The following is a 13,928-nucleotide window of genomic DNA, read 5'->3' as shown; positions in this document are numbered from 1 at the left end:
GGGAGCAGCTTGCATGTCATTTGAAACCATTTTGCTGGACATCCACGGCAAGGTCGGTCTGATCACCCTCAACCGTCCGCAGGCACTCAATGCGCTCAATGCGCAGATCGTTGGTGAGATCAATCAGGCCCTGGATCAGCTGGAAGCCGACCCGAACATCGGGTGTGTAGTGCTCACCGGCTCGGCCAAGGCCTTTGCCGCGGGTGCCGATATCAAGGAAATGGCTGACCTGCGCTATCCGCAGATCTATGTCGATGACCTGTTCAGCGATGCCGACCGTATCGCCAACCGTCGCAAGCCGGTCATTGCGGCGGTCTCCGGTTTCGCGCTTGGCGGCGGTTGCGAGTTGGCGATGATGTGCGACTTCATTCTCGCCGCCGACAATGCCAAGTTCGGCCAGCCGGAAATCAACCTCGGCGTGTTGCCCGGCATGGGCGGTACCCAGCGTCTGACCCGTGCCGTCGGCAAGGCCAAGGCCATGGAGCTGTGCTTGAGTGGTCGTCTGATGGGCGCCGAGGAAGCCGAGCGGGCAGGGCTGGTGGCGCGCGTAGTACCGCAGGCCGAGTTGCTCGAAGAAGCCTTGAAAGTGGCGGCAACCATCGCCAGCAAGTCGATCCCGATGACCATGATGGTCAAGGAAAGCGTCAACCGTGCCTTCGAGGTCAATCTGGCAGAAGGCGTGCGCTTCGAGCGCCGGGTGTTCCATGCCGCCTTCGCCACCGAAGACCAGAAAGAAGGCATGGCGGCGTTCATCGCCAAGCGCGAAGCGCAGTTCAAGGACCGTTGAAAACAAGGGGCTGCTACGCACCGGTGCGAACCAGCCCCTGTTTTTCTCGCTACAGGTTGAAGAAGTACTTTGCCGCTGATGCCGCATTGATGGGCGCGCGGTAGACGTCGACGGTTTTGCCAGTACGGGCATCGATCATGCTGGACCCGGCGGTATGGCGCTGGGCGGCAGTTTTCAGGTGCCCGACGATGAAGCCTTCGCGTGGTGTGCTCATGGCTGGATAGTGGAAGTGGGCATACCACAGCCCCGTGTCATGGTGGCTGATCTCGTACTCGTCGAGAAAATCGTCTGCCCGGCCTTTGACCTTGGCCAGTTGTCTGCGCGGGCCTGCAGCGCGTACCTGGACCTGATCGTGATCAATCAGGTACTGCACCTCACCCATTCTCGGGTTCTGTCTTAACGCAGCTTGGGTCCGCAGCTCCAGAGCCTGAGCTACGAGGGTTTGGGCCAGCTCGTCGAGCGCCTTCATCGTCAGCGCAGCATCCTCAGCGCGGGTTGCTTCATCGGTCTGGTTTGTATCGGTCAAGCGCTGTTCGATGGCCTGACGCTCGGTTTCCAACAGCGATTGCTGGTGTTCAAGCAGCTCCTCGATCTCGATCGGCAGATAGCTGGCCGACGCTGTCGTTTGCAGACTTTCAAGGACCTGGCGCGCGTTTGCCATCCGCGTACGGCTGTCCTTGAGCAAGCGTTTCAGCGAGCGTGATGAGCCTTGCGAAAGGCTAGTGGCCGGGTGGGCTGCTACTTCGATCCAGTCATCCTGCTGCCGTCGATAGGTGCGTGATGGTGTTTTGTTGTCCGGGCCTGGAATGTCGACCAGCGAATCATTACCTGCCCGGGGTTGTGCCAGCAGCAGGCCATTCTCTGTTGTCTCGATCAAGCCGGGCGCCTGATTGCGCAGTTGGTTGACCGTGCTGCTGGGCGGGTAGTCAGGAAAATCGGTCAGTTCCTGCTGCACACCATCGGTTATATGTTGTACATCACCACGCAGCTCGCCCAGTACCTGCAATTCAGCGGGGTCATTGAGCAGTGCTTTCAGGTTGTCGAGCTGGCGCAACGTGGCACTGAGCTGCTCATCGATGCTACGCAGCAGGCGTACCTTCAATTCGACCGCAGGCTGCTCAAGATCGGTCAGACGCAGTCTTTGCGCAATACTCAGGTTGAGGGTTTTCCAGGCACGGTCAAGCCAGTAGGTGCCCAGGTCGTCCAGTGAATAGAGCAGGGTCAACCGGTTGAAGTTGTTTTCCGCCCGCAGGAAATGCCACCTCAGATGCTCTGAGCTGGGTTCCTGGTTTGACTGTACTTCTTGATTGAGCTCGGCGATCTTTGCCTGGTGTCGGCTGGCCAAACGCTTTAGTTGCCCGCGAGCGTCGTTCAGCGCCTCAGTACCGATGATCAATTGGTCAAGCAGCGACTTCATGGTGTCCAGGCGATTTCTGCTGATTCGCTTATCGGCTTCGGGAAGCCCTTCAAGCTCAGGCGCCTGATTGACCAGGGCGACCAGTTGCAAACGCAGTGGACGATAGAGTTTTTTCAGTGAGCTATAGCTTGATCGCTCGCAACGAATAAGCTCGTACAGCGCCGTTGCCCGCACCACTTTGTACTGTTGGAACGATTCGTCTTTGTTGCTTTCCTGCAGAGTGTGCAGATGTTCACTCCAGAACCTGGCATAGCCTTGGGTTTTCTCCAGAAAACTGCGCACCAGGCGTTCATCAGTGGCGGTTAAGGCCATCTCCAGTACCCTGTCGCGTGTCGCTTTCTGGCTTTTGATCTGTTCAACGTCGCTGAGCAGTTTGGTCTTCAGAGCATTGCTTGCTTGCGCTCTTTCCTGTTTACGCTGCTCCAGTTGCTTGCTCAACGGCATACCTGCGCGCAACCGCAGCGCCAGGTCGAACCGCCAGCGACCGGCCTCGTCTCGGGCCAGCCAGGGGCCGGCGTCATCTGTGGTGGATGCCCCGACGACGCGCGGCTGCTCGCGCTGCGGGTCAATCTCGACCCGGTAGACCTGGTTGTCCAGACTTGCCCAGAGCTGATCGTTGTGCAGGAACAGACCGCGCAGGGGACCGCTTGGTATCGGGCTGCGCAACTGTGACAGGGGGATGTCGGCCTGCAGCTTTGCCAGCGCGATGCGTTGCGTTGCGCTAAGCGTGTGATCGGGGCGCGCCCAGCTGAATTCCAACGGGCTTTCACTGGCCTGGATGGGTATCAGTGGGGGTGGCGGCGGTTCGGCGGGGACCGCCGGAAGAGGTTCAACCTCCTGCGTGTCCAGGCTCACGCTCTGGTAGGAATGGGAGAACAACAGCACAGCGACGTTGACCAGCAGGTTGATCAGGCTGATACGCTGGCCCACCGGGTCGCGCTGGGCATCCGTGCGGATGAAGTCGGCCAGGGCGACGCTCATCTGTACCAGCCAGGCGGCTTTGGCCAGAGTGCTGCCTGCCAGTGGCAGGAGCGTGTTGAACAGCAGCCAGCCCAGTGTCTGCCAGCGCGTCGCCGCAGTGCTGCTGGATTGTGCCTTGAAGTGCTGGATAGTTTCCTCGACGCACGCCTGGTAGAGCGATGTACCGATGTCAGGTACGGGGACTTCGAGCGAAAGCCTGGCTGGAGCCGGTGTACCGAACGGCACGCTGAAATCATCCTCGACGGAGTGGTACAGGTGCGGCTCCATAAGCCCGCCGTGTGCATAAATGCGGCGGGATGCTTCGGGCAGCCGCTGGAGCAGATCGTCCTGCAGCTCTCCCGGGAGACTGATGGCAACGAACAGGGCCAGGCGGTCAGAGAACTCCAGCAAGGGTTGTGGATGCAAGGGGCGATAGAGCACACAAGGGTGTTCAGCCGGATTTTTGCGCTCGATCACCCAGGCGTTGTGCAGCAGGTCCGGCGTCGCCCCGGCCTCGCTGATCAAGCCCAGCGGGCGCATCACCCAGTCATCCGGCGTAGCCGGGGGCAACGCCTGGAACACTTGGCAGATGCCGTTCACCGCGGTCTCGCTCAAGCTGTTGTCACGCAGGTGCAGTTCCAGGGCGAATGCGGGGATCTGTGTGCGTAACTGGGCAGTGAACAGGCGCTGGCGTAGTTGTCGCTGGTCAGCATCATCGAGCATGTTGTGCTTGAGCATCTGCGGGTAGGACGTCCCGATGTCCAGCCTGCTGATCAACTGACGCATGTAGCGTTCGTCCAGCCAGGTAGGCAAGGTCTGCCCTGAAGCCGAGGTCAGTTCGATCCGGCCGGGTGCTAGCAGGCCGAGGTTGCCGATTGCCAGCTGGGCCAGCGAGAAGCGCACTGGATGCACCGTTCCATCGATGATCAACGCGTCCTGGCCGGGTATCGCTGACGCTTCGACCTGATGGTTGATGACCACGACGTCGCGAACCGCCAGATCGCTGCCCGGATGGTCAGTATTGATTTGCTTCGCCAGCTGCTGGTAGCTGAACGATTCGGCGTCGTCTATCCCATCGAGCCAGAATTGCCCCGCTGCGTCGTCGTAGCTTTGGGCTGCATCGAGGAGCATCGCGCCATAGCGGCGCATGAGTGGACCTGTGGTGCTGCGCAGCCAGTCCGGAAGGTGTTCGACAAGTTGCTTGCGCAGACTCTGCTCCGTGACACTGCACAGGGTGATCATGGAAGTCAGGCGGTCCATGTCGAGACTCATCAGCGGGGCGCTGTATTCGGATTGATACTGCTGCGCCAGTGCGGCAATGGTCCGCAATTGTTGATGGAGTACTCCCTGGGCCTGGGCCTCGAAATTGTTGTTTGTTGTTTGCGTCAGTTGCAGTTTCGGGCGCGAGGCGGTCAGCTTCGGCCATAGTCGACCAAGCCCGTCGAGTAGTGCTGGGCGTGAGGCAATCGGAACCAGCTGTCCGGACGTTGTGTAAATCAGTGTGACAGAGCGTTCCGGGGCACTGTCTGGATGTTCGAGCAGTAGCGCACTGGCTAGATCAATATCCAGGTAGGCGCTGGCTGAGGTGTCCAGTTCGAGTTGCAGCAGGTCAAGTTTACTGGCATTGGGCCAAGCGCTACGGTCCTGAGGGGCAGGATAGCTGTAGATCAGCCTGGCCATGGCGGCGGTGGTCTGGCTCAACGTGCCAGCGTCGAAGTTGCTGTCGATGGCTGACTTGAAGTGTTGTCTGAGATAGTCGGCATACCATTGCCAAGGCGTCTGTCCTGATCGGTCCGATTCGCTCCAGAACGACACCAGGGCACGCTGGTATTGCTCCAGCAGGAAAGGACCGCATTCATTGATCAACTGTTCAATTGCATGCAGGTCGATGTCAACGGCGCCTTGCGGGTCTGCGTCTTCATTGAGGCTGAGAAAGTCCTCCTCTGCGGTAAGGTTAAGTGTCGCGCGACGGCAAAATCGCTCCGCCAGGGTTTGGTACAAGGGCCGCACGTAAGTCTTTTGCGGCGTGCTGTCGATGCTGACCAGAAAGAGCAAGAGAGGGTCGTGATGACTTATCTTGCGCTCGGACCACTGCTCGACCAGGAGGCGTGCGCATACCTCGAACAGGGTCGGGCGCAGACTGAAATGATCGGCGACAGCGCAATCGAGATCGGTGTTGAGAGCGAGACGTTCTTGCAGGCTCATAGGGGGCGGCTCCACAAAGGGTGAAGCGCTGATTCAGCCGTAGATATTGGTCAACAGGGTCGTAACGGGATAGCACCCGCGGCGACAGGACTTTCAGTTTCGGCAAGCGACTCTTGTTTGAGCTGTGCTCAGTGCCCGTTGCTGGGCTGGCAGCAGGGCAATTGTTACTGCATGTTAGGTATTTTCTGCTCCAAGGACGGGTAAACAGGCATGTCTTGGAGCGCTGGCGGGCAGGTCTACGGGGCCGATTGGCGGATTCCAGGCCGTTTAAGCCTGTTGCGCTGTCATTTTTGTTGCCCAGTGCGACGTGGCGCCTTAGACTCCCGCCCCTCGTAAATAGAGTGCCGTAGGGTGCTTGAAGAATTCCGCCGTCGGCGAACTGTCGGTGATGGCAATCCAATCGCTTAAATGCACGTTATTTTCATAGAGAAATCGATGACCAAGGAAAAGTTGCTGGCCATGCCGGCCGATGACTACATGAACGCCGAGCAACATGCGTTCTTCACCAAGTTGCTGCAGTCGATGAAAATCGAGACCCAGGAGCGCATCGAACAGAGCCGCATAGCTATCGAGAGTCTGGACACTCCAGCTGACCCTGCAGATGCTGCCTCTGTTGAAGAAGAACGTACCTGGTTGGTTAACGCTATCGATCGCGACCAGCGCCTGTTGCCACAACTGGAGATGGCCCTGGAGCGAATCAGGGACGACAGCTTTGGTTGGTGTGACGACAGCGGTGAGCCAATTGGCCTCAAGCGCCTGCTGATCAGCCCGACCACCAAGTACTGCATCGAAGCTCAGGAGCGTCACGAGCAGATCGACAAGCACCAGCGTCAGGCCTGACCGGTAGTCTTTCCAAGGCCCCGTGGAGCGATCCCGGGGCCTTGGTGCTTTTCGTCTGTTTGTTGCTTGCGATGCAATACAGCTATACCGGCAATAGCTTTTTCCGCCGCGGAAGCGGGCGTATGATGGTGATATCGTTAGGTTGCTAATTAAATTCCGGAGGGAATGATGGATAGCCGAGTCGATGTCGCCGTGATGATTGGCAGCGGCGTTCCTGCGTCCCTGCAAACGGTTGGCAAGCGTGTTTGTTGGGTAGTGCTGGTCAATGGCGAGCGGCGTGGCACTGCGTTCGCCAGCCGTGATGAGGCTGAGGAATGCCGGCTTGCATGGCTCGAGCAATTACGCGGTAAGCAACAGCCTGGAGCAGTACGCCAGGCTGTTTGAAGACGGGCTCAACGCTCCAGTGTTCGCGCCAGTTCGCAGGCATCGATGTGCCGGCAGCGAAAACCTTTCACTTGCCCGGTAGTGTGCTCGGTGATGTGGAAGAAGTTGATCCCGGCAGGCACCACGATGTAGCGCGTGCTATGCGCGCTTGAACCTTGGTTTGTAATATTGAGGTAAGAAATGTTGCTTGCCTCTCGACGGATTTCGGTATTTTCGTGCATATTCCTTCCCTGTGATGTGTAGATTGATCCGGGGGCCCGTTCTGCCGAGGGGCCTGGATGTATCTATCGCATTTTCCTGGCAGTTTTGATGTCAGAAAGTACGTTTCCGTTGACGGAAATCCGCCGAATGCCTGTCGTGAGGTTTTGGCTGGCCTGCAAGGATGACGAATCCTTCAGGCTGCAGCACCCGCCCGCACAGACGCTTCGTGCTTATACCCATTAGTCTTTCAGACTTCGACATTGAAGTGACGTTGCCTTCACGGAGCCATCTGCTCCTGTGGGGAGGCGTCGTGTAATCGGTTTGAGGAATTCTTCATTGGCAGTCAGTAATCTGGATACACACGCCTTGTTTGTGCTTGGCGATCTTCGGGCCAAACTGGTCAAACAGTTTCAATCGCGTTTTGTTTATGTCACCGAACAGAACGCGGAAGGCCTGTACATGGCCGAAATCGACACTGAAACCGCGCTGGTTGTCGATGACAAACAGCGATTGGAGCTCAAGGTCGGTGATCATTTCCGCGCTGCGGTATTGCCCAGTCGCGAAGGTGGCAAGCTGGAAGTTCGTTTCCGTGATATCAAACTTACCGTCTACGGTCTGGGTGATTATGCATTTGTCTCGGTACCCGAAGGTGAGGGTATCGTCTTGCGTGAAGGCCAGGGCGTGGTGATGATCTTTGCTGCTCACGAGCAACTGCAGGAAGGCCTGGGCAAGATCCTCAAGGCTGCCACCGGCAAGGCGGCGAAATGGCGCAAAGGCGAGCTGACCACGTTCAAGGCCAGCGAGTGAGCAAGCCGGATGATGCATCACTGGGGCGTGCCGATTTTCATGTGCGGCATCAGGCCCAGGCCCGTGAGCAAGCCGAGCAGTGGCTTGCGCAACGTGAGCGGCTGCAGGGGCGCTGGTTCGATTGGGTGGCCAGCCAGTTGTATCAGTTGAGCCCGCCTGAGTATGCAGCCATGGTCCGCCGCGAACTGCAGGCGCTGACCCAATAGCGCTTAGTGGCCACGATCACGCCCGCTACTGACTTCCTCCGGTACGTCATCACCAGCCATGCGCTTGCGAAACAGTGCAGCGCGTGCCAACAGCAAGGTGGTCACCGGCACCGTGATGGCCATCAGGATCGGGATCAGCCAGGCATGCAGCACAGGCCCTTGCTTGAGCGCCGAGAAATACAGGATCGAGGCCAGTGCGACGCACCAGGTTCCCAGGGTCGAGGCCAGGGCCGGCGGGTGCATGCGCTGAAAGAACTGTTTCAGGCGAATCAGGCCCAGCGCCCCGCTGAGGGCGAACAGGCTGCTCAGCAACAGTAATGCGGCAACCAGCAACTCGACCCAGAAGGGCAGTTCGTTCAGGTTGTTCATTCGATCACCTCGCCACGCAACAGGAATTTAGCCAGGGCAAACGAGCCGACGAAGCCGAACAGGGCAATCAGCAGTGCCCCCTCGAAGTAGGTGTCGCTGGCATAACGAATACCCAGCACCAGCATCATCAGCATCGCCAGGATGTACAGGTAGTCCAGCGCCAGAACCCGGTCCTGGGCCGAAGGGCCGCGGAATAGCCGGAACAGGGTCAGGGCCATGGCCAGGGCAAAGATGAACAGGCTGGCGAGAATGGCATTGGCAAGCAGGCCAGTCATTCGAAGATCTCCATCAGCGGACGTTCATAGGTCTGTTTGAAGTGTTCGATAAATTGCGCTTCATCGTCCAGGTCGAATACATGCAGCAGCAGGATGCTGCGATCCAGTGCCAGCTCCGACCAGATAGTGCCGGGGATCACCGTGGTGATCATCGACAGCGCCGCCAGGCCGTGGGCATCGCGCAGGTCCAGTGGAATGTGCACGAAGCGAGAGCGCGGCGCACGACGCTTGGCAGACCAGACCCCACGAGCCACCTGCAGGTTGGAGATCAGCACGTCAATGCCGACCCGCATGATCAGGCGCAGGACCGTCCAGGGGTGGCGGATGCGTACTCTCACGGGCCGCAACGGCGCCATCAGCAGTGGCGCAAACACGCCCAGCAAGACAGCAAGCAACAGGTTGCCCGGGCTTACCGAGAGGTTCAGCAGCAACCACAACAGGCACAGGGACAACGACAGCAGCGGAGCGGGAAACAGGCGCTTCATGGTTGCACCTGTGCGCTGGCGGCCTGGCTGGTGGGGCCGGGGATTGGCCGGGTAGCGAGCACCGCGCTGACATATTGCTCAGGGTCCTGAAGGCTCGCAGCGGTGTCCTGGGTATAACGCAGCAGCGGTTCGGCGCGTACGCTCAAGGCGATACACAGCCCGAGCAGAACCACGATGGGAATGCACTCAAAGCGACGCAGCGCCGGCGAGGGGCGCTCCTGAGGTGTCCAGAAGCGCTGGATACCGACGCGGGCCAGGGCAATCAACGAGGCCAGGCCGGAGAGTATCAGCAGCGCTACCAGGGTCCAGCCCTGGACCGAGAGCGGTTGCTCGGGGGCGGTGCCCAGACCTTGGGGATTGAACAGTGCAGCAATCAGGCTGATCTTGCCGATAAAGCCTGAGAGTGGCGGCATGCCGATGATCAGCAGCGCGCAAGCGATAAAGCTCAAACCGAGGAAGGCCATGGTCCAGGGGATCACCTGGCCGATGACGGCCTTCTGTTCGTCATCGAGGTTGATGCCTTTCGGTGGGTGCAAGGATTCGAGCGGTGAAGGGTGGCAGTCGTCGTCATCCAGTGGCAGTTCGTTGGCCGAGCGCGAACGCTCGATCAGCTCGGCCAGCAGGAACAGGGCGCACAAAGCCAGAGTTGAGCTGACCAGGTAGAACAGCGCCCCGGCCGTCAATGCGGCCTGGCCAAAGCCGATGGCCGCCATGAGCGTGCCCGCCGAAGCGAGGATGCTTATGCTCGCCATGCGCTCCAGGCGCTGGGCGGCAAGGATCGACACGGCTGCGCAGCCCAGCGTTGCCAGGCCGCCATAGACCAGCCATTCGCCACCAAAGAACGATGAGGCGCCAGCCTGGCCGGAAAACAGCAACGTCCACAGGCGTAGCACGGTATAGATGCCAACCTTGGTCATGATTGCGAACAGCGCCGCCACGGGTGCGCTGGCGGCGGAGTAGGCCGGCACCAACCAGAAGTTCAATGGCCAGATCCCGGCCTTGGCCAGGAAGGCCGTGGCCAGGATCGCGGCACCTGCGTGCAGCAGGCCGCGGTCGGCTTCCGGCACCAGCGGTATTTTCAGGGCCAGGTCGGCCATGTTAAGGGTACCGGTGACACCATAGAGCATCGCGGCGCCGACCAGGAACAGCGACGAGGCGAACAGATTGATGGCGATGTAATGCAGGCCGGCCTTTACCCGAGCCCGCCCGGAGCCGTGCAGCAGCAAACCGTAAGACGCCGCCAGCAGTACCTCGAAGAATACGAACAGGTTGAACAGGTCGGCAGTCAGGAATGCCCCGTAGAGGCCCATCAGCTGAATCTGGAACAGTGCATGGAAGCTGGCCCCGGCGCCGTCCCAGCGGGCCATGGCGAAAATCAGCGCGCTGACGCCGACGATCCCGGTAAGCACCAGCATCAATGCCGAAAGACGGTCAACCACCAGTGCGATGCCAAACGGTGCCGGCCAGTTGCCAGGCAGGTAGACGCCAATCGAGCTGGCTTGCCCCTGGGCCTGAACCCACAGCAGCAAGGTAATCGAGATCGCCAGCCCCAGGAGGCTGGAGAACAGGTTAAGGCGGGCCTTGAGGGGCCTGCGTTTTTCGCCCAGCAGCAACATCAGTGCCGCAGTGAGCAGCGGCAGCAGGATCGGCGCGACAATCAGTTGATTCATGAAGCTCATTCGTTGGGCTCCCGGCCGTCCACGTGGTCGGTGCCGGTCAGCCCGCGCGATGCCAGCAGCACCACCAGAAACAGTGCGGTCATGGCAAAGCTGATGACGATGGCGGTAAGCACCAGGGCCTGGGGCAGGGGGTCGGTATAGTTGAGTAGGTCCTGGGGCACGCCATCCTTGATGATCGGCTCCTTGCCGATGAACAGGCTACCCATGCTGAAGATAAACAGGTTGACGCCATAGGACAGCAGGCACAGGCCCATCACCACCTGAAAGGTTCGCGGGCGCAGGATCAGCCAGACCCCGGAGGCAGCGAGTACACCAATGGCGATTGCGATGACTTCTTCCATCAGGCGGCTCCTGTCTGGGTGGCTTTGGGCTGGCTGGCCGGACGGTGTCCGCGCACCGACTGGTGAGCCAGGGCAGTAAGAATCAACAGGGTCGAACCGACCACCACGGTGAAGATGCCGACATCGAAGAACAATGCACTGGCGAAATGGATATCGCCCAGCAGCGGCAGATGCAGGTGTGCGGTGTGCGTGGTCAGGAAGGGGTAGCCGAGCAGCATGGCGCCGCCGCCAGTGAGGGTGGCGCAGAGCAGGCCGGTACCCATCCAGCGCAACGGACGCAAGCTCATTTGCGCTTCCACCCACTGGGTGCCTGCGACCATGTATTGGAGGATGAAGGCCACCGACATCACCAGCCCCGCGACAAAACCGCCGCCGGGCTGGTTGTGTCCGCGCATGAACAGGTACATCGATACCACCAGGGCAATTGGCAGCAGCAGGCGCACCAGCACCGCCGGAACCATCATGAAACCCAGCGCCGTGTCGGCAGCCTGGCGCGGGTTGACCAGATCGGTGACCACGTCAGGTGCCAGCAGGCGTTGCTGGGCCGGTAGTTGCATGCTCTCGCGGGGAGGACGGAAGCGCCGCAGCAGGGCAAACACCGCCAGCGCCACGGCAACCAGCACGGTAACTTCACCCAGGGTGTCGAAGCCGCGGAAGTCCACGAGCATGACATTGACCACGTTGCTGCCGCCGCCCTCGGGCAGAGCGCGGCTCAGGTAGAACGAAGAAATGTCGTTGGGGGTCGGGCGCGTCAGCATCGCATAGGACAACAGCGCCATACCACCACCCACCAGCACCGCAAGAATCAGGTCGCGCAGGCGCCGCAGGCGTGCCTGCTCCTGGCTGCCAGGCAAGGGCGATACCCCCTCGATGCGTCGTGGCAACCAGCGCAAGCCGAGGAGGATCAGCACCGTGGTGACCACTTCAACCGCCAGTTGGGTCAGGGCCAGGTCCGGTGCCGAGAACCAGACGAAGGTGATACAGGTCATCAGGCCGCAGACACTGACCATGGTCAGGGCTGCCAGCCGGTGGTACTTGGCTTGCCAGGCGGCGCCCAGGGCGCAGGCAATAGCGATCAGCCAGAGCGTGACGAACACCCCGGAGCCCGGGATTTTCGGCCGGTCACCCCAGCTCAGGCCGCTTTGCAGCATCGGCAGCAGGCCTGCCAGGAACGCTACCAGCACCAGCATGAACAGCTGCTTTTGCAAGCGCCGGGTGGTCATGGTGCGCTCAAAGCGGCGGGCCATGCGCATCAGCTGCACCTGGCCGTGTTCGAACAGACGCTTGCCATTGAATCGTTCGATCAGTGGCGGATAAGGGAAGCGGCCCAGCTTGAGCTGGTTACGCAGTAGCAGGTAGAGCAGGATGCCGCCGCTCATGGCGATCAGACTCATGATCAGCGGCGCATTCCAGCCATGCCAGATCGCCAGGCTGTATTCAGGCAGCGTACCGCCCACTACCGGCAGGGCGGCGGCAGCCAGCAGCGGCCCGACCGACTGGGCCGGAAACATGCCGACCACCAGGCAGGTCAGCACCAGCAACTCGACCGGCGCGCGCATCCAGCGCGGCGGCTCGTGCGGGGTATGGGGCAGGTCCGTGGCTGGCGGGCCGAAGAACACATCGACGGTAAAGCGCAAGGCGTAGGCCACGCTGAACGTGCCGGCCAGGGTGGCGATTACCGGCAGGGCGGCTTCGATCCAGGCGCTGGAGTTGATGAACACGGTTTCGGCGAAGAACATTTCCTTGGACAGGAAGCCGTTCATCAACGGGACCCCGGCCATCGAGGCGCTGGCTACCATGGCCAGGGTCGCAGTGAACGGTATCAGCCGGAACAGGCCGCTAAGGCGCCGGATATCACGCGTGCCGCTTTCGTGGTCGATGATGCCTGCAGCCATGAATAGCGAGGCTTTGAAGGTGGCATGATTGAGGATATGGAACACTGCCGCCACTGCCGCCAACGGGCTGTTCAGCCCCAGCAGCAGGGTGATCAGCCCCAGATGGCTGATGGTCGAATAGGCCAGCAGGCCCTTGAGATCGTTCTGGAACATGGCCGCGAAAGCACCCAGCAACAGGGTGCAGGCCCCGGCGCCGCCGACGATCCAGAACCATTCTTCGCTGCCGGAAAGTACCGGCCACAGACGTGCCAGGAGAAATACCCCGGCTTTGACCATGGTCGCCGAATGCAGGTACGCCGAAACTGGCGTCGGCGCAGCCATGGCATGTGGCAGCCAGAAGTGGAAGGGGAATTGTGCGCTTTTGCTCAGGGCGCCGAGGAGAATCAGGGGGAGCAGGACGGGATACAGGGCATGATTGCGAATCAGCTCACCGGCAGCGAGGACCTTGTCCAGGTCATAGCTGCCAACCACATGGCCGAGCAGCAGCACCCCCGCCAGCAGGCACAAACCGCCAGCACCGGTGACCATCAGGGCCATGTAGGCACCGCGGCGGGCGTCGGCGCGGTGATGCCAGTAGCCGATCAGCAGGAACGAGAAAACGCTGGTCAGTTCCCAGAAGAATACGATCTGGATCAGGTTGCCGGAGATCACCAGGCCGAGCATTGCGCCCATGAACGCCAGGAAAAAGGCGAAGAACCGCGGTACCGGATCTTGCGGCGACATGTAATAGCGCGCATACAACGACACCAGGGTGCCGATACCCAGCACCAGCAGGGAGAACAGCCAGGCAAAGCCGTCCATGCGCAGGACCAGGTTCAGGCCCAGGCTCGGCAGCCAGAGAAATTCTTCGCGGATCACCCCTCCATGGGCAATTTGCGGGTACAGCAGGGCTACCTGGACGGTACCGACCAGAGCGACGAGCCCGGCAAGCAACGACTCGCTGTTGCGGGCGTTGTGCGGCAAGACAGCCGCCAGGCAGCTGCCGATGAACGGCAGAAGCAGTAGCACTATCAAGGACATAGATTTCTAATCTGCAGGAGTTTGTAAGGGATCATACGTGGCGTACCGTCGATCACC

The 13,928-nt window shown here is 60.4% G+C and carries 13 protein-coding genes; 5 read left to right on the top strand and 8 right to left on the bottom strand.

Annotated features, from left to right (window positions below):
- Positions 1-13 precede the first annotated feature (13 nt).
- The gene (locus tag ACVI9W_RS03855) at positions 14-787 is read left to right on the top strand and encodes an enoyl-CoA hydratase (RefSeq protein WP_038612991.1); all 774 of its coding nucleotides are present in this window, start codon (positions 14-16) and stop codon (positions 785-787) included.
- Between the two features lie 49 nt (positions 788-836).
- Here the strand turns inward: ACVI9W_RS03855 and ACVI9W_RS03850 are convergent, their stop codons facing one another.
- On the bottom strand, positions 837-5,369 hold the full coding sequence (locus ACVI9W_RS03850; RefSeq protein ID WP_461529247.1) for a hypothetical protein: 4,533 nt from the start codon (positions 5,367-5,369) through the stop codon (positions 837-839).
- A 435-nt stretch (positions 5,370-5,804) separates the two neighbouring features.
- On the opposite strand from ACVI9W_RS03850, the gene ACVI9W_RS03845 reads away from it, so the two are divergent.
- The gene (locus tag ACVI9W_RS03845) at positions 5,805-6,209 is read left to right on the top strand and encodes a TraR/DksA family transcriptional regulator (RefSeq protein ID WP_038612989.1); all 405 of its coding nucleotides are present in this window, start codon (positions 5,805-5,807) and stop codon (positions 6,207-6,209) included.
- A 168-nt stretch (positions 6,210-6,377) separates the two neighbouring features.
- The gene (locus tag ACVI9W_RS03840) at positions 6,378-6,593 is read left to right on the top strand and encodes a hypothetical protein (RefSeq protein ID WP_038612987.1); all 216 of its coding nucleotides are present in this window, start codon (positions 6,378-6,380) and stop codon (positions 6,591-6,593) included.
- 8 nt (positions 6,594-6,601) lie between these two features.
- On the opposite strand, the gene ACVI9W_RS03835 is transcribed toward ACVI9W_RS03840, so the two are convergent.
- Positions 6,602-6,814, bottom strand: coding sequence for a hypothetical protein (locus ACVI9W_RS03835; protein WP_157193296.1), 213 nt, complete (start codon positions 6,812-6,814; stop codon positions 6,602-6,604).
- Between the two features lie 316 nt (positions 6,815-7,130).
- Here ACVI9W_RS03835 and ACVI9W_RS03830 point away from each other — a divergent pair, with 316 nt between their 5' ends.
- Together ACVI9W_RS03830 and ACVI9W_RS03825 are read left to right on the top strand one after the other, a co-directional pair.
- Positions 7,131-7,601, top strand: coding sequence for a hypothetical protein (locus ACVI9W_RS03830; RefSeq protein ID WP_038612983.1), 471 nt, complete (start codon positions 7,131-7,133; stop codon positions 7,599-7,601).
- Positions 7,598-7,807, top strand: a complete 210-nt coding sequence (locus ACVI9W_RS03825; RefSeq protein ID WP_461529246.1) for a hypothetical protein — start codon at positions 7,598-7,600, stop codon at positions 7,805-7,807. Before ACVI9W_RS03830 ends, ACVI9W_RS03825 begins: the two co-directional genes overlap by 4 nt.
- Positions 7,808-7,810: 3 nt before the next feature.
- Here ACVI9W_RS03825 and ACVI9W_RS03820 read toward each other — a convergent pair whose 3' ends face one another.
- From ACVI9W_RS03820 to ACVI9W_RS03795, 6 genes are read right to left on the bottom strand one after another with little or no spacing between them, the layout of a single operon-like run.
- On the bottom strand, positions 7,811-8,176 hold the full coding sequence (locus tag ACVI9W_RS03820) for a Na+/H+ antiporter subunit G (protein ID WP_461529245.1): 366 nt from the start codon (positions 8,174-8,176) through the stop codon (positions 7,811-7,813).
- On the bottom strand, positions 8,173-8,451 hold the full coding sequence (locus ACVI9W_RS03815) for a K+/H+ antiporter subunit F (protein ID WP_038612978.1): 279 nt from the start codon (positions 8,449-8,451) through the stop codon (positions 8,173-8,175). The genes ACVI9W_RS03820 and ACVI9W_RS03815 overlap by 4 nt, the downstream gene beginning before the upstream one ends.
- The gene (locus ACVI9W_RS03810) at positions 8,448-8,936 is read right to left on the bottom strand and encodes a Na+/H+ antiporter subunit E (RefSeq protein WP_461529244.1); all 489 of its coding nucleotides are present in this window, start codon (positions 8,934-8,936) and stop codon (positions 8,448-8,450) included. The genes ACVI9W_RS03815 and ACVI9W_RS03810 overlap by 4 nt, the downstream gene beginning before the upstream one ends.
- The gene (locus tag ACVI9W_RS03805) at positions 8,933-10,615 is read right to left on the bottom strand and encodes a monovalent cation/H+ antiporter subunit D (RefSeq protein ID WP_461529243.1); all 1,683 of its coding nucleotides are present in this window, start codon (positions 10,613-10,615) and stop codon (positions 8,933-8,935) included. The genes ACVI9W_RS03810 and ACVI9W_RS03805 overlap by 4 nt, the downstream gene beginning before the upstream one ends.
- Complete coding sequence (locus tag ACVI9W_RS03800) at positions 10,612-10,956, bottom strand: Na+/H+ antiporter subunit C (protein ID WP_010224297.1); 345 nt, start codon at positions 10,954-10,956, stop codon at positions 10,612-10,614. Before ACVI9W_RS03800 ends, ACVI9W_RS03805 begins: the two co-directional genes overlap by 4 nt.
- Positions 10,956-13,871 carry a monovalent cation/H+ antiporter subunit A gene (locus tag ACVI9W_RS03795; RefSeq protein ID WP_342622751.1) on the bottom strand — a complete coding sequence of 972 codons (2,916 nt, stop codon included), beginning with the start codon at positions 13,869-13,871 and terminating at the stop codon, positions 10,956-10,958. Before ACVI9W_RS03795 ends, ACVI9W_RS03800 begins: the two co-directional genes overlap by 1 nt.
- Positions 13,872-13,928: the final 57 nt, after the last annotated feature.

The organism is Pseudomonas sp. 210_17 TE3656 (genome assembly GCF_054821965.1).
Note: the sequence above shows the minus strand (reverse complement) of the source record. Positions and strands in the feature narration are given on the sequence as shown.